The 21,019-nt window shown below is 48.5% G+C and carries 20 protein-coding genes; 2 read left to right on the forward strand and 18 right to left on the reverse strand.

All coding sequences use genetic code 11. The annotated features are described in order from the left end of the window. Window positions 1-2: 2 nt before the first annotated feature. From CRO74_RS11295 to katG, 10 genes are all read right to left on the reverse strand, one after another. The gene (locus CRO74_RS11295; protein ID WP_097126176.1) at window positions 3-584 is read right to left on the reverse strand and encodes an adenylate kinase; all 582 of its coding nucleotides are present in this window, start codon (window positions 582-584) and stop codon (window positions 3-5) included. A 170-nt stretch (window positions 585-754) separates the two neighbouring features. Then, window positions 755-2,524, reverse strand: a complete 1,770-nt coding sequence (locus tag CRO74_RS11300; protein ID WP_097126177.1) for a tetratricopeptide repeat protein — start codon at window positions 2,522-2,524, stop codon at window positions 755-757. Window positions 2,525-2,613: 89 nt separating this feature from the next. Next, a complete protein-coding gene (locus tag CRO74_RS11305; protein WP_097126178.1) occupies window positions 2,614-3,555 on the reverse strand; it encodes a PstS family phosphate ABC transporter substrate-binding protein in 942 nt (313 codons plus the stop codon). Then, window positions 3,548-3,769, reverse strand: a complete 222-nt coding sequence (locus CRO74_RS11310) for a hypothetical protein (protein ID WP_097126179.1) — start codon at window positions 3,767-3,769, stop codon at window positions 3,548-3,550. Before CRO74_RS11310 ends, CRO74_RS11305 begins: the two co-directional genes overlap by 8 nt. Window positions 3,770-3,774: 5 nt before the next feature. Then, window positions 3,775-4,599, reverse strand: a complete 825-nt coding sequence (locus CRO74_RS11315) for an energy transducer TonB (RefSeq protein WP_097126180.1) — start codon at window positions 4,597-4,599, stop codon at window positions 3,775-3,777. Window positions 4,600-4,603: 4 nt separating this feature from the next. Next, complete coding sequence (locus tag CRO74_RS11320) at window positions 4,604-5,140, reverse strand: ExbD/TolR family protein (RefSeq protein WP_097126181.1); 537 nt, start codon at window positions 5,138-5,140, stop codon at window positions 4,604-4,606. Window positions 5,141-5,196: 56 nt separating this feature from the next. Next, on the reverse strand, window positions 5,197-5,823 hold the full coding sequence (locus CRO74_RS11325; protein WP_097126182.1) for an ExbD/TolR family protein: 627 nt from the start codon (window positions 5,821-5,823) through the stop codon (window positions 5,197-5,199). A 14-nt stretch (window positions 5,824-5,837) separates the two neighbouring features. Further along, window positions 5,838-6,671: a MotA/TolQ/ExbB proton channel family protein gene (locus tag CRO74_RS11330; protein WP_097126183.1), complete on the reverse strand. Its 834-nt coding sequence runs from the start codon at window positions 6,669-6,671 to the stop codon at window positions 5,838-5,840. A gap of 601 nt (window positions 6,672-7,272) precedes the next feature. Next, window positions 7,273-7,725, reverse strand: coding sequence for a response regulator (locus CRO74_RS11335; RefSeq protein ID WP_097126184.1), 453 nt, complete (start codon window positions 7,723-7,725; stop codon window positions 7,273-7,275). A gap of 227 nt (window positions 7,726-7,952) precedes the next feature. Continuing rightward, the gene (katG, locus tag CRO74_RS11340; RefSeq protein WP_097126185.1) at window positions 7,953-10,202 is read right to left on the reverse strand and encodes a catalase/peroxidase HPI; all 2,250 of its coding nucleotides are present in this window, start codon (window positions 10,200-10,202) and stop codon (window positions 7,953-7,955) included. A gap of 109 nt (window positions 10,203-10,311) precedes the next feature. Here katG and CRO74_RS11345 point away from each other — a divergent pair, with 109 nt between their 5' ends. Next, on the forward strand, window positions 10,312-10,590 hold the full coding sequence (locus CRO74_RS11345) for a winged helix-turn-helix transcriptional regulator (protein WP_262508216.1): 279 nt from the start codon (window positions 10,312-10,314) through the stop codon (window positions 10,588-10,590). Window positions 10,591-10,687: 97 nt separating this feature from the next. On the opposite strand, the gene arr is transcribed toward CRO74_RS11345, so the two are convergent. The 7 genes from arr to ilvD all read right to left on the reverse strand — a co-directional run bounded on the left by arr (window position 10,688) and on the right by ilvD (window position 18,724). Further along, window positions 10,688-11,122, reverse strand: a complete 435-nt coding sequence (arr, locus tag CRO74_RS11350; RefSeq protein WP_097126187.1) for an NAD(+)--rifampin ADP-ribosyltransferase — start codon at window positions 11,120-11,122, stop codon at window positions 10,688-10,690. Between the two features lie 146 nt (window positions 11,123-11,268). Next, a complete protein-coding gene (locus tag CRO74_RS11355) occupies window positions 11,269-12,129 on the reverse strand; it encodes a helix-turn-helix transcriptional regulator (RefSeq protein ID WP_097126188.1) in 861 nt (286 codons plus the stop codon). Between the two features lie 51 nt (window positions 12,130-12,180). Continuing rightward, a complete protein-coding gene (gene ilvA / locus CRO74_RS11360; RefSeq protein WP_097126189.1) occupies window positions 12,181-13,455 on the reverse strand; it encodes a threonine ammonia-lyase in 1,275 nt (424 codons plus the stop codon). Window positions 13,456-13,582: 127 nt separating this feature from the next. Continuing rightward, the gene (ilvC, locus tag CRO74_RS11365; RefSeq protein ID WP_097126190.1) at window positions 13,583-14,626 is read right to left on the reverse strand and encodes a ketol-acid reductoisomerase; all 1,044 of its coding nucleotides are present in this window, start codon (window positions 14,624-14,626) and stop codon (window positions 13,583-13,585) included. Window positions 14,627-14,667: 41 nt separating this feature from the next. Then, on the reverse strand, window positions 14,668-15,201 hold the full coding sequence (gene ilvN / locus CRO74_RS11370) for an acetolactate synthase small subunit (protein ID WP_097126191.1): 534 nt from the start codon (window positions 15,199-15,201) through the stop codon (window positions 14,668-14,670). Between the two features lies 1 nt (window position 15,202). Beyond that, a complete protein-coding gene (gene ilvB, locus CRO74_RS11375) occupies window positions 15,203-16,969 on the reverse strand; it encodes a biosynthetic-type acetolactate synthase large subunit (protein WP_097126192.1) in 1,767 nt (588 codons plus the stop codon). A gap of 54 nt (window positions 16,970-17,023) precedes the next feature. After that, window positions 17,024-18,724 carry a dihydroxy-acid dehydratase gene (ilvD, locus tag CRO74_RS11380; protein WP_097126193.1) on the reverse strand — a complete coding sequence of 567 codons (1,701 nt, stop codon included), beginning with the start codon at window positions 18,722-18,724 and terminating at the stop codon, window positions 17,024-17,026. Between the two features lie 125 nt (window positions 18,725-18,849). Between ilvD and murQ the strand changes: the two genes are divergently transcribed. Then, window positions 18,850-19,662 carry an N-acetylmuramic acid 6-phosphate etherase gene (murQ, locus tag CRO74_RS11385; RefSeq protein WP_097126194.1) on the forward strand — a complete coding sequence of 271 codons (813 nt, stop codon included), beginning with the start codon at window positions 18,850-18,852 and terminating at the stop codon, window positions 19,660-19,662. A 42-nt stretch (window positions 19,663-19,704) separates the two neighbouring features. On the opposite strand, the gene CRO74_RS11390 is transcribed toward murQ, so the two are convergent. Next, window positions 19,705-20,952 carry an AGE family epimerase/isomerase gene (locus CRO74_RS11390; protein ID WP_097126195.1) on the reverse strand — a complete coding sequence of 416 codons (1,248 nt, stop codon included), beginning with the start codon at window positions 20,950-20,952 and terminating at the stop codon, window positions 19,705-19,707. Window positions 20,953-21,019 lie beyond the last annotated feature (67 nt).

A 21,019-nucleotide genomic window follows, 5' to 3' on the forward strand; every position in this document is an offset into this window, starting at 1 on the left:
AGTTACCGCTCGACTGCCTTATCAATTTGATAACAGATCTCTTTAAAGATCGTGTCTATCTCACCAATACCGTCAATCGCAGCGAATTTCCCCTGTTGACTATAATAGTCAGCAACAGGAGCTGTCTTGTCATTATACTCTTTTACGCGTCGCCGAATCAGTTCCTCGTTTTGGTCGTCAGGGCGTCCGGAAGTTTGTCCCCTCAATAACAACCGTCGTGTTAGTTCTTCACTATCAACAACCAGAGCGATCATAGTTGTTATTTTCGTATCATGTTGACTCAAAAGTTGGTCTAAAGCAACAGCCTGGGGTACTGTTCTAGGGAAGCCGTCAAAAATAAAGCCGGCAACTAATTGATTTTCCTCCAATTTGTTTTCAATCATACCAATCACAACCTCGTCTGGTACTAGTAAGCCCTGATCCATAAGTTGCTTTGCCCGCAACCCCAGTTCCGTACCGGCAGTAATCTGCGAACGCAACAAATCACCCGTAGATAAGTGAACCAGATTATACTTTTTAATCAAGTATTCGCTTTGGGTGCCTTTTCCGGCACCCGGCGGGCCAAACAGTACAAGGTTAAGCATACGGCTTTTAAGGTAATGTCAGTATAGATCAGTCAAAAATTTGCGCCCGCAAAGTTACAACTCCCATTCAGAATATTAGCTGTAATAATGTCACAAGCTTTATTATTGGTAAAATAAAAAAAGCGTAGGTTCGAACCTACGCTTTTTTGAGTATCAGCCAAGAAATTCTATTACTTATCGGCCACTTTCTTTTTTGCAGGGGTTGCCTTTGGCGCTACTTTGGTAGGTGCTGGCGCGGCCTTTGGACCTTCAAGCGCTTTTTTCACGCTTTCGTCATTCGGATCGAGTGCTAATACTTTATCAAAGTATTCCTTCGCTTTAGCATCATCTTTCTTCAGGAGTGCGAAACCAGCCAGTGCTTTATAAGAGGTTATCAGATAACGTTTGTAATCTGTCTTATCAGTTGAATCCGGAGTCGTAGCCTGCTCGATGAATTTTTCGTACAATGGTCCCGCTAACTCAGCTGCTTTTTCCTGCTCTTTAGGGTAAGCATAATAGTTAGCACCGGCACGATAGTAATAGGCTAATGGATACTTTTTGCCATCAGCTTCAATTCGTGATGCCATTTGTGTGAAGGCTGAATCGGCACGCAGATAGTACTGTTGTTTTACCTGACGGATCTGAGCGGTATCCATTATTGCTATCGTACTATCCCGACCAACACGTGGGGCAAATTGGTAGCTGGAAAGACCTAACCACAGGAAGTCATTGTTTTGTGGTTTCTTGTCGGTTGCAATGGTCTTACTATAATAAGTTGCTGCTTTGTCATACCGCTTCGTATCGTAGTATTTTTTAGCAATTTCACGATACAGATTTTCGGTCGTATCCATTGGCGCGGCTTTCTCCAGGTTTACAATGCTCAACGAATCACCCTGAGGGTTACCCAACTGGGCATATGCACGGCCAAGGTATTTATAGTCGTCAGCCATTACTTTCTGAGGAGCAACTTTGATGAATCGTTCCAAGGATTCAACAGACTCATTGTTCTTACCCAATGCAGAATAGGCCCAACCGTACATCCGGTCAATAATTGGGTTATTGATTTTACCTTTCAGCTGATCCAGGTAAGCGATAGCACCTTGATAATCCTGAGCAAGGAATTTATAACGGGCTACGTCAAGCAGCATCTCCGGGTCTGTAGTACCGCTTTTCTGTACATACAGTTCATAGTTCGAAGCTGCCGCTTTGTAGGCACGCGAGTTAGCCAGGGCATCGGCATAAGCACGATACGTAGGAGCAAACTCAGCATCACCCTGAATGGCAAGTTTAAAGAAATCCTGTGCTTTCTGATAGTTTTTACCTCGCAGATACAAACGGCCAATTTTGTAGTTGGCTTCGGCAAGGTTAGGATTGATCGCCAATGCGTTTTCGTACTTCGTGATCGCGTTACCACCATCATTTTTCAGAAAGTACGCATCGCCCATCAACATTTCGATCTCAGCGTTTTCATTTTTCTTGTCTTTCTCGTCAGCAACGGTTAGCAGGCTCAACGCAGCTGCCGGATCACTTTGCTTCGGTTGATCAAACAAGGTGTACATTTCAGCACCACGAACCAGCACATCCTGGTTCTTGCTTTTCGTTTGGGCAACAGCGTTGTCAATTAAACCTTTAGCTGTAGCTCCATCACTTTTGGCTAGGGCTACCCCGGCCAGACCGATGTTGTTTAATTGGTTTTTGGCATCGGCAGCAGCACCTTTTTCAAACGTTGCTTTAGCTTTATCCAGCTGCCCGCTTCGTAGATAATAGTAGCCCAGATAAAACTGATTATCAGCCGTCGGCGAGCTGGTGGCCAACTGCGTTAGCGTTTGCCCCGCCTTGTTATAGCGCTCAGCTTCTAGATCCTTCAGGGCCGATTGGACGTCCTGTGCAAATAAAGGAGTCGTTAGTGTAGCCCCCACAAACAGGATGGTCATCAGCGATTGCTTCTGGTTGTTCATCATGTAATTCAAGTTGGAAATTAGGGAAATTGGTTAATGCTTATAAAACAATTGACAAAACTAAAAAATTGCGGTCGAACCAAAAAACTTACTTATTTAGTCAGATTTATGATTCGATCATATGGAGTTCTGGGCCAAAGTCCCAATTTACGAATGATTAGCGAACCTGCATCTCTAACTATATAATTAATCAATCCGCCACCTAAACCCGGATGCGTTTCACGGCTCAAAATATATACTGGCCTACGTAAAGGGTAACGCTGCATGCCCAGGTCCTCCTGAAACGGCTGAAAATAGTCATTGCGATTAACCGGGTTTATTTTATCTGAAACTCCCATTACACGCAAATCCTTCGCTAATTCAACAGACAGTGGTTCATCACTATCACTTATCCAGTTGACACCAATAAAGCCAATGGCCGATGGGTTCTTCCGGACAAAGTCAATGACTTCCCGATTGGAGTGCGTCGTGAATATTCGCAATCCTTTTACGTCTTTAATATTAAAAGTTTTTAATACAAACGCTAGATTACTTGAATTGTTATTATCAAAAACCAGGGTGATCGGGCTACTCTGATTGCCTCCTTTTAGTTGTCCCCACTGACTTATCTGCCCATTGAAAATACGTTGCAACTCAGCCATCGTGATCAGGCTGTCTGTGTTCGCTTTATTGACGATCAGCGCTACGCCATCCGTTGCAATCTTTTCAGTAGCTCCTTTTATTTTTCGTTGATCGAATACAGCCCGCTCGTTGGGTTTTAACACACGTGTTGCGAAGACCAGCCGCGCGCTATCCTGAAGCATCATATTGATAGCTTCCTGTTCTGGCCTAAAGATAACTTTAAAATGAGCGTCTGGATAAATTCCGGAGTAAGCAGAGGTCAACTGGGTTACCAGCGGCTGAAATGATTCATCAGCAGCAATAACGATCTCCCCCCGCGATGGATTGTCAAGCGCTGGTTTCCCATTGCCGCAACTCAACAGGCTAGCCAGTAGTCCGACTGTTGCTACGATAACTAAAAAGTGTTTACTCATTTTCCTGAAAACGCTGGTAGGCCCTGTACGCTCGAAACGCACCATAAATGATCAGCAATGCCCCCATCGAATACCGCAATAAGCCGGGCTCCGGGAGCACCCCAAAAGACTGAGAGGAGGCTATCAGTCCGATGCCTCCTCCCAAGTATGCCAGCGAAGCCAGTACTGAAATATACAGTGTTAGCTTGGCTGGACCTCGATTCTGTCCGCGCATAGGTATTATTCCAGCGTGAAGTTGATCGGTAGGTTATACTTAACCCGAACCGGCCGACCTGATTGCTTACCAGGGCGCCACTTCGGCATACCCTTCACTACGCGTTGTGCTTCTTCGTCTGTTCCGAAGCCCAGACCTTTCAGTACCTGAACATCCTGAATACTACCATCGGTGTTAACGACGAAGCTTACGAACACACGGCCTGAAACGTTAGCGCGCTGAGCTGCTGCCGGGTAACGCAGGTTTTTGCTTAGGTATTGACCAAGAGCGGCCATACCACCACTAAACTCTGGCTGTTGTTCTACCACCGTAAAGATTTCTTCTTCTTTCGGGGCAGCTTCAACGGCAACTTCCACTTTTGTTGGGGCGGCTGATGCTTCAGGAGCGGCAATCACTTCTTCGGCGTTGGGGTCGCCTTCCTGCGTTTTTTCAGCAGCAACGGCTTCCTTCAGTTCCTCCACAGCGGGTGGTGGTGTTTCTTCGGGTACTTCCTCATCCGGTTTTACTTCCGGCGGAAGAAATTTCACCGTGTTTACCTTCGGCAATTCAACCGGTGGTGGTGGCGGTGGTGGCGGTTCGTTCGGGTCAATTGGCGGTGGTGGGAGCTTCATTAAGTCCACCTCTACCATTGCCTGTTCTTCTTTCTCCGGAGTTAGAGCGGTTATGATCGTAGGAGCTAATACACCAAGTGTAAACAGGACGCCACCGATAATCAGGGCCCGAGTTACAGTTTTAGGATACGATTTCCGCAAATCATAGGCACCATACGCTTGGTTCCGGTTGGCAAACACGATATCATCGAGTGTTGCCTGGGAGTCTAATTCTGCCATGGTGTTATACGTCTAATTTTGCTTTGTCTTTGAGAAGCTTTACTTCATCCGGAGTCAGTGCGTCCACAAGGGCATACCGCTTCAGTTTCGTAATCGCCATTTCATCCAGAACGTCAACCATGTTTTTGTAGGTCGATAGTTTTGTTGGTTTGATAACCACAACAAACTTTTCGCCACCTACTTTCTTCACGTTCTCCTGGAGGGCCTGCCGAAATTCGTAGCCGTATCCGACGGTTTTCACTTCTGGATCTTCGCCCGCAGCCTTACCAAAGATGTAGTAGGCCTTGTTGTCTTTGCCCAGAAAGACGGTCATTACGTTGGAGGCCTTAATAGGCTCCGTTTCTTCTGTTTTTGTTTTATCCGGCACGTTGAGCGTCATCGAAGATGGTTTGCTCAGTGTGGTGGCCAAAATGAAGAAGGTAATCAGGAGAAATCCAAGGTCTACCATGGGGGTCATATCCACCCGAGTCGACGCTTTCTTTGACCGTACCTTACCACCATCATGTTTACCACCACCACCGCCGGTATTAATTTCTGCCATGTTTTCTTAACAGATTCGCGTGGTGAAAATCAACTATAGATGCAATCGCTACGCGCTTAATCAGCTTTCCAACCGGCCGGGGGAGCTTCCGTTCCCGTAATCAGGTTGAATTTGTTGATGTTTTGCGCTTGTAACGTAGCCAGTACATTCTTGAATTCGGGGAATTTAGCGAGGTTATCGCCTTTCAACGCAATTCGAAGATTGTTGTTGGCCTTCCGGGCATTATAAACCCACTCTTTCAACTCGTTGGTTGGGCCTGCTCCGGTGGTGTCCGTTGGAATCCCCGCCTGTTTAACCTTAGCCTGTTGCTCTTTTGAGAGATTCAGGTAAGATTTCAATTGGTTAATGGGGATACCAAAGTTCGACATTAGAGAAAACTCCTTCTTTTCGTTGTTAGAGAAGGAAAGTCCTTTAGCAGCAGCAATGTTATCCAGCATGGCAATGCGGTTCTGTGCATTGTCGATACCGAAATATACCTTGCCGTCTCTACCAAGACCGATGGTCATGATATCGCTATCAGGGACTTTGATCCCGGAAATGGACGAGGGCGTTTCGATGGTAGCTGCATCCTGCGACCGGAACTGGGCCGTCAGGATAAAGAACGTCAACAAAAGAAACGCCACGTCGCACATCGCGGTCATGTCCACTGTGGAACTGGCGCGTTTTATTTTAACTGCTGGCATAAGTTATTAAACTATTAATAATGGGCTGCGAAGTTCTGCTGAATGCTCAGACCGATTTCGTCAATGTTGTAAGTCAATACGTCAATACGGCTCGTGAAGTAGCTATACATGATCGTAGCAATAGCGGCCGTACCGATACCAAGAGCCGTGTTTACAAGGGCCTCAGAGATACCCGTCGAAAGAGCACCTGTGTCAGGCTGTCCCGTAGCACCCATGGCTGCGAACGCGCGAATCATACCAAGTACCGTACCGAGCAGGGCGATCAGCGTCGAAACCGAAGCCAGGGTAGCAATGATGGTCAGGTTTTTTTCCAGCATTGGCAATTCCAGCGTTGTAGCTTCTTCTACTTCTTTCTGCAGGGCTACTAGTTTCTGCTCTTTGTCTAACTGGGTATCGGTAGCTAACTGCTGGTACTTCAACAGGGCTGTTTTCACAACGTTGCCAATCGAACCTTTCTGACGGTCGCACTCCTGAATAGCGGCAGCTACTTCGTTGCGGTCAAGCTGGCCTTTAACTTTACGAACGAAATCGTCGATAGATCCCGTACCGTTTGCACGGCCGATGGTGATGAAACGCTCAATCGAGAATACCAGTACCGTTAGAAAACAGGTAAACAGAATTGGTACGATGAAGCCTCCCTTGTAGACCGTACCGAAGTAGTCGCCTGGAAGTGGTTCTTTCGTATTGTCGCCTTCCTGGAAGTGGCTACCATCACCGAAGACGAACATGTACGTCAGGATACCGATCAGCAACAATACCGGAATTACGAATGCGGGGTTTAGACCACCTGACTTCTTTTTTGGTGCCGGTGCTTTGGCGGGTGCTGGAGAAGGAGTTTGTGTTTTCATTGGAACTGGACTGTAGGGTTAAAAATTAAAAGTTGGTTTACCCGGTAAAAAAAGTGAAAAATTTAGACTCTTTCGGTTTGTGCATCTAAATTTTTAAAGGAAATGCCTTCAAACCTCCACAAAAATATGAGTTTTCCAGCAATAACCGCACAATTCAATAAGTCTAATCTATCATCTTTATTGCAATCCAGCGGCAATTACTAGGATAAAAACCACTTATTGGCTTTTTTTTATCCTAGGCTAGGATAGACATAAAACCTTGTCGTTCAACTCTCATATACAAAATCTCCTTCGCTTTCAGGGATTAACAGGTTGAGTCTAGGGCGGGGTGTAGTTCATAAAATAATTGTTAAGATTATTAATATGGCTTTTGAAGACTAGCCTACATTGTTTTTAAAAGGGATGCCGGTGAAGACCCGATTCCATAAACTCCTCGAAAATTTTTGAGAAATTATTGAACAGTACTTTACGGCGTCAGTAAGTACGCCCAGCCTTAGTAGCGGTCTTGGTTGGAAAAATAGCTGGCTTTTGGTTAGAACTACACTCTAACTAACTCACTCGTAAAGAGTATTTGTGGGACAGATTTAGTTATACAGTGAATTTAATTGGTAAAGCCTTTGCCAAACCACACTGTAGGAACCGTAATTGTCTCAAACCAATAATGCCGTAATTGTTGCACGTAAGCCTGCCAGGCTGAATAGACAGATGGCTTTCGGGTAAATAACGAAGCTCCCATCGAAAAAGCCTTTTCTACATTCTCTGTCTCGTCGTGGTACGAAAGCATCACCACAGGCAGTAGTCGTCCTTGTGGGTGGTTGCGGAGATAATACAGGAAGGCAAAGCCATCTGGCCCTGTTTGCAAATCGATGTCCAGAAGAATTAATTTGGGCCCTTTCCCCTCAAGGCTTTCAACATAGGCCTGGGCCTCTGCATAGCTGGTTTTAACCTGAATAGAAGCTTCCGGGAAATTTTGCCGGGCTGAACGCGTAAGTACCTCAGCAACAAACGGGTCATCATCAACCAGTAGGATCGAAAATGGAGATGAGGTAGTCACAATTGAGTAACTTGGTTAATAAATAAACAGAGTAACGGTTTTTAGTTCATCAAATTAACAAATTCTTTAGACAAAAGTTTGATTCATCCGCTCAATTCAATGGGACAAATAGACTTTATAAATAAAACTGAATAGGCTGTTGACTTAGGTAAAGGACGCGGTAAGGGCATAATAAAGGTAGTCCGTTTCCAGACTACCTTTTATTTCTAATCTATCAGTCAAACCATTCAGGCCAAGTCAAATCGGTCAAGGTTCATTACCTTAGTCCATGCTGCTACGAAATCCTGTACGAACTGCTCCTGCGCGTCTTCACAAGCGTAAACTTCAGCAAGCGCCCGCAGTTCTGAATTGGAGCCGAAAATAAGATCGACACGTGTGCCCGTCCATTTCAGCTCGCCGGTTATACGGTCACGCCCTTCAAACGCATCCTGGTGATGCGAGGCCGCCTTCCAGGTTGTACCTAAGTCGAGTAGGTTAATGAAGAAGTCGTTGGTAAGTGCTTCCGGACGTTTGGTGAATACTCCGTTTTTAGAAAAACCATAGTTTGTATTCAAGACACGCATACCACCGACCAAAACCGTCATTTCGGGCGCGTTCAAGGTCAGCAGTTGTGCTTTGTCAATCAACATCTCCTCCGACGATACGGTATACTTTGTTTTCGAGTAGTTGCGGAAACCATCGGCTTCTGGCTCTAAGACGGCGAATGACTCGACATCAGTTTGTGCCTGAGAGGCATCGGTGCGACCGGGCGTGAAAGATACTATCACTTCATGACCCGCTTTCTTAGCTGCCTGCTCAATACCTACACTACCACCCAGCACGATCAGGTCGGCTATAGAAACCTGCTTGCCATCCTGTTGCATACTATTGAAGTCGCTCTGGATTTCCTCAAACTTCTCCAAAACCGTTGCCAGCAGCCCCGGATGGTTGACATCCCAATCCTTTTGCGGTGCCAGACGAAGGCGCCCACCATTTGCACCACCGCGTTTATCGGACCCACGGAAGGTCGATGCAGATGCCCAGGCAGTAGAAACTAGTTGGGAAACAGACAGACCCGAAGCCAGTATCATTTTTTTCAGTGCAACCGTATCCTGCTCATCAATCAGTTTATGAGTGACGGCCGGGATTGGGTCTTGCCAGATTAATTCTTCGGTTGGTACTTCTGGGCCGAGGTAACGGGCAACAGGACCCATATCGCGGTGTGTCAACTTGAACCAGGCACGGGCAAACGCGTCGGCAAATTGATCCGGGTTCTCGTGGAAGCGTTTTGAGATAGGCTCGTAAATAGGGTCCACACGTAACGCAATATCGGTCGTAAACATCATAGGCGCGTGACGCTTGGCTGGGTCGTGTGCATCGGGCACGGTACCAACGCCTGCACCGTCTTTCGGTCTCCACTGATGGGCACCGGCCGGGCTCTTTGTCAACTCCCACTCGAATCCGAACAAGTTATCGAAGTAGTTGTTGTCCCACTGGGTTGGCGTTGTGGTCCAGGCTCCTTCCAGACCGCTCGTGATCGTGTCACCACCATTTCCGGTACCGTAGGTGTTTCTCCAGCCGAGGCTTTGCTCCTCCAGGCTCGCACCGGCAGGTTCTGCACCTACATACTGACCTGGATCAGCAGCACCGTGGGTTTTGCCAAACGTGTGGCCACCGGCAATAAGCGCAACCGTTTCTTCGTCATTCATGGCCATACGACCGAAGGTCTCCCGAATGTCGCGGGCAGAAGCAAGCGGATCGGGCCGACTATTTGGTCCTTCCGGATTTACGTAGATCAAACCCATCTGAACTGCAGCCAGCGGATTTTCCAGTTGGCGGTCGCCCGAATAGCGCTTGTCGCCTAACCACTCGGATTCTGCACCCCAGTAGATGTCTTCCTCTGGTTCCCAGACATCCTCGCGCCCACCGGCGAAACCGAAGGTTTTGAAGCCCATTGACTCAAGGGCGCAGTTACCCGTGAGGACCATTAGATCTGCCCACGAAATTTTTCGTCCGTATTTCTTTTTGACCGGCCACAGCAGTAGGCGTGCCTTGTCGAGGTTAGCATTGTCGGGCCAGCTGTTAAGTGGCGCAAAACGCAGGGTTCCAGCCCCCGCACCACCACGTCCATCGGCAATGCGGTACGTACCGGCACTGTGCCAGGCCATCCGAATAAATAACGGGCCATAATGGCCGTAATCGGCTGGCCACCAGTCCTGAGACGTAGTCATTAGGTCGAAGATGTCTTTCTTTACTTCACTCAAATCAAGCGATTTGAATGCCTCAGCGTAGTTGAAAGACTTGCCCATTGGGCTGGACAGAGAGGAATGCTGTCGGAGAATATTCAGCTTAAGTTGATTTGGCCACCAATCCCGATTTCTCGTGCCAGCACCAGCGCTCTGCTTGGCCGTAGCACCTGTAAACGGACATTTGCTTTCGCCGTTGACATTGTAACTTGTGGCGTCTGAGGGTGTGCCCGCGTATATATGATCTTCCATTTTTGTTATATTTAGGTTTTGTGGAGTCAAATTTACACGAATCAATTAATAGTTTTTATTAATTGTTTTTATGTAACTATAGATAAAATCTATATAAGTAAAAATACTGGTGTCGGGAAGATGGAAGTTACTTATCTTATTCTCGTTGTCGGAAAGTCCCAAACGATTTAAGCAGATAGCCCCACAGGTCAGTGGAATAACAGATAAAACACTATCCAAAGAACTAAAAAGTCTGGAAGCGAATAAACTCGTTTTTCGGGAGGTCCACCATACTTTTCCGCCAACCGTTGAGTATTCCATTACGCCACACGGGATGTCGCTCGAAAAAGTGATAGATGAACTTCATTTCTGGGGACTAGCCCATCGAAAGGAAGTTATAGAGCAATGAAAGATCAGCCCATTTAGTTTTACGTTTACGCTGTTGTTCGCAAAGGTTGCGGCTAACGTTCATGCATTGTTCTACTTAAGCCGAATTTAAAACCACTTCAATCTTCTATGGCCTCAATGCCCTGATCTTTAAGTTTTGCTAATCCATCTTTCATAGCCTTGACTTGCTCCGGAGCATGTCCTTGCCAGACAGTAATCTCGCCAACGACTTTAAAAGGTTGTTTTGAGCGGTACGATTTTGTTGGATTACCCGGAAATTTTTTGTCAGTTAAATTCGGATCGTCCTCAATTGAACCTGTTGGCTCTACTAAATATATTCTTTCTCGCCCTTCTCCTAAGGCTAGTTCAGCCCCCCAAATGGCGGCATCTAACGTAGCTGTCAGATAGATGTATTTTGCTTTACTATTTTTTCCATAATTTGAGGTAACGCCTATTTCGATAAAGTCGCCAATCCTCAGATCAGCCTTAGTGCCGTGGAAGAAAGTCTGTGCAAAAGGACTTTGACTTGGTTCTTTCGATTGATTTTCGTTCATATACTTTGTCGGGATTTTAGGTCTTATTGATGTTACCGTGTTTCAGAAGCTCACGAAGTAGCCGTATTTATTCACCACGAACATGTGAATGTATAATCCAGTTATAAATGACGACTAGGAAAGTCAGGCCGTTAGGAGGCAGATGTTCAATACATCCGCTTCGGCGTTGCGCCGTACTGGCTCTTGTAGGCTTTAATGAAGTGTGAGACACTTTCGTAACCAATTTCCATACTCACTTCCGAAACGTTCTTATCGGTATTGCGGAGCAGGAAATGGGCATGTTCTAGTCGTTTTCGGCGTATCCATTGGCCGGGGGAGGTATGGAAATGTTCTTCAAAATCACGCTTGAAGGCTGACAGGCTTCGGCCCGATAGCCTCGATAGCTCGCTCATGGAGAGGGGCTTGAGGAAGTAGGTGCTCATCAGGTAATCGAGATCGGTTTTTTGGCCCTGGTAGATGTGCCAGAGAATGGCCCGCAGGTGCCGGGCGGTATCTAGTTCGAGCAGGTGAAGCAGGAGCTCCTGCGATTTAAGTCGCAGTAATTCGTTCAAAAACGGGGTTCTGGCACCAAAATAGGGCAATAAGGAGTTAATAAATGTCGCGAAGGTAGATGATGACGTGAAGGACAAGATTGGGTCGTCGGGGAGGGGAGTTTGCAGGTCCTCAAACAGGTTTAGATGCTGGCTAACAAACTCCTTCAGTGATTTTTCATTCACGAAAAAGACCAGGCTTTTGTAATTGGCGTCGATGGATTCGTTCATCGAATAACAGCCCCGCTGAAAGAAAAGGATCTGGCTTTTGTGTACGTGTAGTTCCTGGGTAGGTGAGCTGAATTTCTTCTCCCCTTCGAGCACGACAATAACGGCGTGTTCTTCAAAAAAAACCTCGTTCCGTTCGGGATAGACGTCACTACGGTAGGCCACAAACGTCATCTCCGAACCATCAGGTCGCTGAATGTTCAGCGACTGAAATTGATTGGCCTGAATAGAAGAGGGGACGCGGATCATAATACGGATGATTCAGCCAAAGCAACTGCCAGTACTATCAGTTACTACAAACTACACCAAAAACTGAAACAAGTCGGGTTGGTCGTTTAGGTACTCGAATACGATGTTTTGATCGTGCATACGCTGAATCAGCGGCTCGAAATCTTCGCGGTTCTTCAACTCAATACCAACAACCGCCGGACCGGTTTCGCGGTTTGTTTTCTTGGCGTATTCAAACCGGCTGATGTCGTCATTAGGGCCAAGTACGTTCAGGAAGTCGCGGAAGGCACCGGCCCGTTGCGGGAATCGGATGATGAAGTAATGTTTCAGCCCTTCATATAGGAGTGATCGTTCCTTAATTTCTTCCGTTCGGGTGATGTCGTTATTGCCGCCACCGACCAGACACACGACGTTTTTGCCTTTAATTTCGTCTTTCAGGAAGTCCAGCGCAGCAATCGTCAGGGCACCGGCGGGTTCAGCTACGATAGCTTCTTCGTTATACAACTGCAGGATAGTTGTACACACCTTACCCTCGGGAATGAGTACCACCCGATCCAGATTTTGACGGCATATTTCAAAGGTGGTATCGCCCACCCGCTTTACAGCGGCTCCATCTACGAATTTATCGATCTTGTCGAGCGTAACGACGTGACCTTCCTCCATCGCTACTTTCATAGAGGGTGAACCCAGTGGCTCAACGCCAATAAGCTTTGTTTTGGGACTCAGTTGCCTGAAAACTGTCGAAACGCCCGAGGCTAAACCACCTCCGCCAATAGCCATCAGCAGGTAGTCGATCTTGAAATTAGAGTCTTTGAAGATTTCCAGCCCAACGGTGCCCTGTCCCTCCATCACCTGCACATCATCGAAAGGATGCACAAATATGCTTTCGTGGGTATCGACAAACTCCATAGCGGCATGGTAGGCGTCGTCGTAGGTATCGCCAACGAGAACGACCTCAACAAACTCTTTACCGAACAGTTTTACCTGCTTCACCTTCTGGTTCGGCGTAGTTGTTGGCATGAAGATGGTGCCATGAACGGACATTTTCCGGCAGGCGTAGGCTAGCCCCTGCGCGTGATTACCAGCACTGGCGCACACAACACCTTTAGCCAGCATCTCCGGCGATAGGCTTGCCATTTTATTATAAGCTCCCCGGATCTTATAGGAGCGGACGACCTGCAAATCTTCGCGTTTAAGGAAAATCTTGGCGCCGTACCGGTCTGATAGATTAATGTTCTCCTGAAGGGGGGTATGCGTTGCCACGCCCCGAAGCCGTTCGGCGGCTAAATAAATATTGTCGAGGTCTGGGAATATAAATTTCGTCTCTCCTTTTACTACCGTGCTCATAACGTAAAGTTAAACAAACAACGCATAGGGGCGCTGAAAACGTTAATAGGCTATCGGTTATTGAGTTATTAACGGACAGTCAATAACTCAATAACCGATAACCTATTAACTTAATCACTAAAGAAAACTAGGTCCGCTCTGGGCGCAACGAACGGACAGCTTTACCCGCCTGCCACATTTCCGATTCGCGGAGTTCGGCCAGTTCAACTTCCAGTTTCTCGCGGTAGTCGGGCTGCGAGTTGCGGGTAATGCTGATTTCTGCCTGCTCCTGCGTTTTTACCGAGTTATATAATTGTTCAAAAACGGGCTTGGTGGCATCGCGGAACGGCTTCCACCAATCGAGGGCACCACGTTGGGCGGTTGTCGAACAGTTGGCGTACATCCAGTCCATACCGTTTTCGGCCACCAGCGGCATTAGCGACTGGGTTAACTCTTCAACCGTTTCGTTGAAGGCTTCAGACGGGCTGTGGCCATTGGCGCGCAGTACTTCGTATTGAGCGGCAAAAATACCCTGGATAGCACCCATCAGCGTACCACGTTCGCCGGTTAAGTCAGACGTTACTTCTTTATAGAAATCAGTTTCGAACAGGTAGCCCGAACCCACACCGATACCCATTGCAATGGCTTTGGTGCGTGCGTTGCCCGATGCATCCTGATAGATAGCAAAGCTGGAATTCAGCCCTTTGCCTTCTACGAACAACCGGCGCAGCGATGTTCCCGAACCTTTAGGAGCTACGAGGAATACATCGACATCGGCAGGAGGAACGATACCGGTTTTTTCTTTATACGTTACGCCGAAACCGTGCGAGAAATACAGCGATTTGCCGGGTTTCAGGGCGGCTTTCACCGTTGGCCACAGTTCGATCTGAGCGGCATCGGAGAGCAGGAAGCAAATGATCGTACCTTTTTCCAACGCTTCTTCGATTTCGAACAGCGTTTCGCCCGGTACCCAGCCATCGGCAATGGCTTTGTCGAACGTTTTGCCTTTACGTTGTCCAACGATCACGTTGAAGCCATTATCGCGCATGTTCAACGACTGGCCGGGGCCTTGTACGCCGTAACCGATAACCGCAATGGTTTCATTGGCCAGCACCTCACGGGCTTTTTCTAACGGAAATTCTTCCCGTGTTACAACTTGTTCCTCAACTCCTCCGAAATTAATCGTTGCCATGTTTAATTGGTTTTGTACTCGTATTGTAGGATTGTGATTGGTTATAAATAATAAGCCCATTCAGACTCGGGCAGGTACTCGACCAGGCCTTTTTCCGTCTTGCCAACAGCGACGCGGCCCGACCGAACGAACTCCAGGATCTCGTACTGCTTGAGGTAGCCGAAAAACTCGAAAATTTCGGTGTCGTTACCGGTTTTTTCGATAACGACGTAATCCAGTCCCCAGTAAACGACCCAAGCTTTATACTCTTTATTGATCGTTTCGACATCCAGTGATTTACTGCCCAGCGGAGTCGAAATTTTGAAAAGCGCAATTTCGTTATAGACGATCTCATCGTTGAGGTAGCCGAAAACGGCCATCACTTCCACGATCTTGCGAATCTGACGAACAAGTTTTTCAACCTCTTCCCGCGATTCGTGTTTGATAACGATTGTAAACCGAGATATCCCTTTGCGCTCCGTTTCCGAAACGGTCAGGCTTTCGATGTTAATGCGCCGACGGGTGAAAATGATCGTGATGCGGTTCAGCAGCCCGATGGTATTTTCGGTAAATATGCAGATCGTGTAGGTCGTCATCTTATTTAAGTCTAATCTGCGAAACGCTGGCCCCTGCGGGAACCATCGGAAATACGTTCTCCTCTTTTTCCACAATCACTTCGAGCAGGAATGGCCCTTCATGTGCCAGCATGGTGTCAAGGGCGTCGGACAGGTTATCCCGTTGATCGCAGGTTTGTCCGTCCATTCCAAAGCCACGAGCAATGGTGATAAAATCAGGGTTTTGCAGCTCTACGAACGAATAGCGCCGTTCGTGGAACAACTGCTGCCACTGGCGCACCATACCCAGAAAGTTATTATTCAGGATGATGGCTTTAACGGGCTGTTTGTTCTGCACAATGGTGCCAAGCTCCTGAAGGGTCATCTGGAAACAGCCATCGCCAATGATGGCTACCACCTGGCGGTCGGGAGCACCAACCTGTGCGCCAAAAGCGGCCGGTAGAGCAAAGCCCATGGTGCCCATTCCTCCCGACGTAACCAGACTGTTTGGTCGGCGGAACTGGTAATAACGAGAGGCCATCATCTGGTGCTGACCAACGTCCGTTACCAGCACGGCTTCGCCTTTTGTTTTCTGCGACAGCATGTCGATTACCTCGGCCATTCTGATTTTGCCGTTCAGATTTGTCAGTTCAGGAACCGTAATGGTTTCGTTTTCGATCGCATCGAACTTCCGAAACTCGTTACGCCATACCGTGTGGTCATTCGGCTTAACGAGGGGTAGTAATGCTTTTAGTACTTCTTTGGCATCGCCAATAACAGGGGCATCTGCCCGGATAATTTTGTCAATCTCCGAGGGGTCGATTTCAATATGAACAACTTTTGCCTGTTTAATGAACTTGCTGGCATCGCCGGTTACGCGGTCGTCGAAGCGCATACCAATGGCAATGATCACATCGGCCTGATCGGTCATGACGTTCGGGCCGTAATTGCCATGCATGCCCAGCCAGCCCACGTACAAAGGGTGATTGGTCGAAATAGTTGATTGCCCAAGTAGGGTTGTGGCTACCGGAATGCCCGTTTTCTCGGCAAATTCGATCAGTTCGGCTTCAGCTTTGGCAATCTGAATACCGTGACCTGCAAATATATAGGGACGCTTGGCTGAGTTGATCAGGTTAGCCGCTGCTTCGACCTGTTCCTGTTTCGGAATCCGCCGTGGTCGATAACTGACCAGACTCTGACAGCGTTCGTATACGAAGGGCTTCGTCATTAACTCCAGCTGCGAGCTTTTGGTCATGTCGATCAGGACCGGACCCGGCCGACCCGACTGTGCGATGTAGAAGGCTTTAGCCAGTATTTCGGGCACTTCGTTCGCATCCGTAATCTGGTAGTTCCATTTCGTGATCGGCATGGTAACGCCCATGACATCCGCTTCCTGAAACGCATCGGTACCCAGCAGTTTTTTGCCAACTTGCCCAACAATGCAAACCAATGGCGTGGAGTCAATCAGCGCATCGGCAATGGCCGTCACCAGATTAGTCGCTCCCGGCCCCGAGGTAACAAGGCAGATACCGGCCCGGCCTGTTACGCGGGCGTAGCCCTGTGCGGCATGACCGGCCCCTTGTTCGTGCCGAACCAGAATGTGGTTTAGTTGATCCTGATAGTCGTAAAGAGCATCATAGACGGGCATGATAGCACCACCGGGGTAACCAAAAATAGTTTCTACGCCTTCGGCTAGCAGGCATCTCATCAGGGCGTGCGAGCCGTTGATGTATGTAGCATCCGGAGCAACCACTGGGGCTGTATCTACTGCGTGAGCGGTTTCCGGTTTAATACTGGCGATTGCTTCCATGATGTATGATCAATTTTAAGGTCTTCTTCAGTTTGTTGATTTACTGTTGTTCAGTTACGCTTCGTCTGTTACACAGCCTTCACTCGCTGATTTTACGTTGCGGATGTACTTACCCAACACCCCTTTTGTAAATCGGGGAGCCGATTGGTTCCATTCGCTTTTACGCTGTGCCATCTCCTCATCGGAAATGTGCAGGATCAACTGGCGGGTAGTGGCGTCGATAGTGATGCGGTCGCCGTCGTGTACCAGCGCAATGGGACCACCGTCGAAAGCTTCCGGGGTCACGTGACCTACCACAAAGCCGTGGGTTCCGCCTGAGAAACGTCCGTCGGTAATCAAGGCTACTTTGTCGCCCAGACCCGCGCCCATGATAGCCGAGGTTGGTTTCAGCATCTCGCTCATGCCCGGACCGCCTTTGGGACCTGCATTCCGGATAACGATCACCTGACCCGGTAAAATCTCACCCTTCTGGAGCGCGTCGATTACTTCGCCTTCGTGCTCACACACTTTCGCGGTGCCATCGAACTGCATGCCCTCTTTACCCGTAATCTTAGCGACAGCGCCTGTTGGTGACAGGTTGCCCCGCATAATCTGGATATGGCCGGTTGCTTTGATCGGGTTGCTCAGTGGTCGGACAATCTGTTGTTTCTCAAAATCAAGATCGGGCGCATCCGCCAGATTCTCGGCAACTGTTTTGCCGGTTACCGTCAGGCAGTCGCCGTGCAGCATGCCGTTCTGATAGAGGTATTTCATCACGGCCGGTACGCCCCCAATTTCGAGCATATCCTCCATGTAATATTTGCCACTTGGCTTCAGATCGGCCAGAAACGGAACCCGGTCGCTGATCGCCTGAATTTCGTCGAGGGTTAGCTCGATACCGGCCGCCCGGGCAATGGCCAGGTAGTGGAGTACGGCATTTGTAGAACCACCCAGCGCCATCACAATCGTGAGCGCGTTTTCGAGCGATTTGCGGGTAATGATATCGGCAGGGGTAATGTTGCGTTCGAGCAGGACGCGCATGGCGGCCCCAATTTTTTTGCACTCCTCCTGCTTACCAGTATGGGTGGCGGGGTAGCTGCTGCTGAACGGCAGGCTTAGGCCCATGGCTTCAATGCTGCTGGCCATGGTATTGGCCGTATACATACCACCACAGGCACCGGCACCCGGAATGGAGTTTTTGATAACCCCCTCGTAATCTTCGTCGGAGATATTTCCTGCGTATTTCTTGCCCAGCGCTTCAAACGCCGAAACGATGTCCAGTTTCTGTCCTTTATAATGACCTGACCGGATTGTTCCTCCGTAGACCATAATGCCCGGCCGATCGAGACGGGCCATGGCCATAACAGCACCGGGCATATTTTTGTCACAACCTACTACCGTAACCACACCATCATACCATTGAGCTGCTACTACCGACTCAATCGAATCGGCAATCAAATCTCGGCTGGGGAGCGAGTAGCGCATGCCATCGTTCCCGTTGGTCATGCCGTCTGATACGCCAATAGTATTGAAAATCAATCCGACCAGTCCGTTAGCCGTAATGCCCTGCTTTACATAAACAGATAAGCCGTTGAGGTGCATGTTGCAGGTGTTTCCTTCATACCCCGTGCTGGCAATGCCAATCTGAGGCTTTTGCATGTCCTCCTCACTCAGACCTACTCCATATAGCATAGCTTTCGCAGCTGGATTACTTATTTCCTGGGTGAGAGTACGACTAAAACGGTTTAGTTCGGTAGTTGACTGGTCGGTAAGCATAATTAACATTTAGCGAAATTTCGCTGATAGTGTAATAACGCCGTAAATTAAGCCGATGTTTCTGGGAAAGGCAAGAAAAAACAGATTATTTGTTCGGTAAAATTCGACTGTATTAATTTTGAACCATGACAACAGAAACGACTTCCCATTACGACCATTTAGAGCAAATGTCGGTTCACGACTTGCTGACGAATATTAATAAAGAAGACAAGACAGTACCGATGGCGGTTGAGCGGGCAATCCCACAAATTGAAGCTCTCGTTGCGCAAATTGTTATCCGCATGAAGCAGGGTGGCCGACTTATTTACATCGGTGCCGGTACGAGTGGTCGGCTGGGGGTTGTCGATGCCTCCGAATGCCCGCCAACTTATGGTGTGCCGCCCGATCTGGTTATTGGTTTGATGGCTGGTGGCGACGGTGCTATTCGAAAGGCGGTTGAATTTGCTGAAGATGATGCCGAACAGGCCTGGAAAGATATAGCTCCGTACCATCCCGACGAGCTGGATACAGTTATTGGTATTGCGGCATCGGGCCGAACGCCCTATGTAATTGGTGGCCTGAACCAGGCTCGGAAAGCTGGACTGTTGACGGGATGCATCGTTTGCAATGCAGGTTCGGCGGTGGCGCAGGCGGCAGAGTTTCCGGTAGAGGTGGTTACCGGGCCGGAGTTTGTGACCGGAAGTACCCGTATGAAAGCGGGAACGGCGCAAAAGCTGGTGTTGAACATGATCTCAACGGCAGTGATGATTCAGTTGGGACGCGTGAAAGGAAACAAGATGGTCGATATGCAACTGACCAATATTAAGCTACAGGACCGGGCCGCTAAAATGGTTATGAGCGAAATTGGTGTAGACCGCGAGCAGGCCGAAGGGCTGTTGAAACAATTCGGTAATGTTCGGGGCGCTATCGAAGGGTTTGCCCGGATGAATTCCTTATAAGCTAAATGATCTAGGTCGTTGATATGCTCGCACCAGCTTTAACTAAAAATTAAGCGAAATGCCCGCCCGGCCGGTTCGCTGCGTTTTCTGTAGTGGCTCGCATTTAGTCAGGAGTGTTCCTGTTTCGGCCAGGCAACGGATAAGGGAAAAGCAGCCTACCGATGGAGTCGCTTTGGCCGCGAGCAGGGGATGTGCATAGGTGTCAAGAACCAGATGCCAGCCCGCCTGTTTGCTATCGGGAAAATGCTGAAAGGTGTAATCATGAATACGCTTGAACCATTTCAGGCAGTCGGGCTGACGGGTGTGTACGTAGCTTTTTAGTAAGGCCGTCAGCGCTTCGACCTGTACCCAGGCCCATTTCTGCTGCCAGTCTGGAAAAATTGATGCCTGTTGCTTAAAATCAACGTATTGATTTAAACCTGCATTGGTTTCGTCCCAGGCCTGATCGCAAAGACGCAAACACCAGCCAGCGACCTGCATTGCTAGCTTGCGATGGTTATTGATACCGGGCGTGTTCTTAAGTGATGCGCTCTCCGCGTAAAAGTCCAGGAGATAACCGGCCGTTTGGAACGTTAGCCCTACGTTTAACCGTCGGCCTTCGGGAGTGTTGATGAACGCGCCTTCGGGTAAGACATTGTCGAGAAGTGTTTCGGAGCGTCGATCTAAAAACTCGTGCTGTATTTCGTGTATAATAAGGTCGGTTGTTTCTTTTCCTGTTTCTTCACCCAGCAGTGGCTGCATGTCCAGGACCAGTTTGAGTAGGGCAATCGCTTCGCTCAATTGTTGTACGTGCCGAAAGCTACCGACGGTATGCACCTGTTCGGCCCGGATGTCGGCCCGGCGTTCGAGCAAGTTGGTAAATGTTTGCTTTGCCAGCATCGCCCATTCATCCTCTCCGGTAGCGCGATGGAGTTGTGCGTACGCCATCGTTGTGAAACAATCCGGAAGTAAATCGGCTGATTGGCTAACCGGACGACCTCGTCGGTCGAGCTGGGCGTAGCAGTCCAGACTATCCTGGTGCGCGAATTGGCTCAGAAATATAGCACCATGCCGGGCGTGTTCGAGCCAGGCGGGTTGCCTGTCGAGGGTGTTGTGTAACCACGAAAAAGCCCATACTTGCTGGGCTTGTAGTAGTATGGACTTATCACCCTCAATAACCTCTCCCGATGCTGACAACAGATCGAAATAGCCGCCACACAGTTCATCCCGGCTATTTTTGAGCCAGAAGGGAACAACTTGTTGAAGCAGTGCCTGTTGATATGCAGAAGAAAGTTTTTGAAAATCGAGCACAGCGTAAAGATAGGAATGCGGATGGAACGGATTGAGCGGATCAAAACGGATTTTTTTACTATTTATC

Source organism: Spirosoma fluviale (assembly GCF_900230225.1).
Lineage (GTDB): Bacteria > Bacteroidota > Bacteroidia > Cytophagales > Spirosomataceae > Spirosoma > Spirosoma fluviale.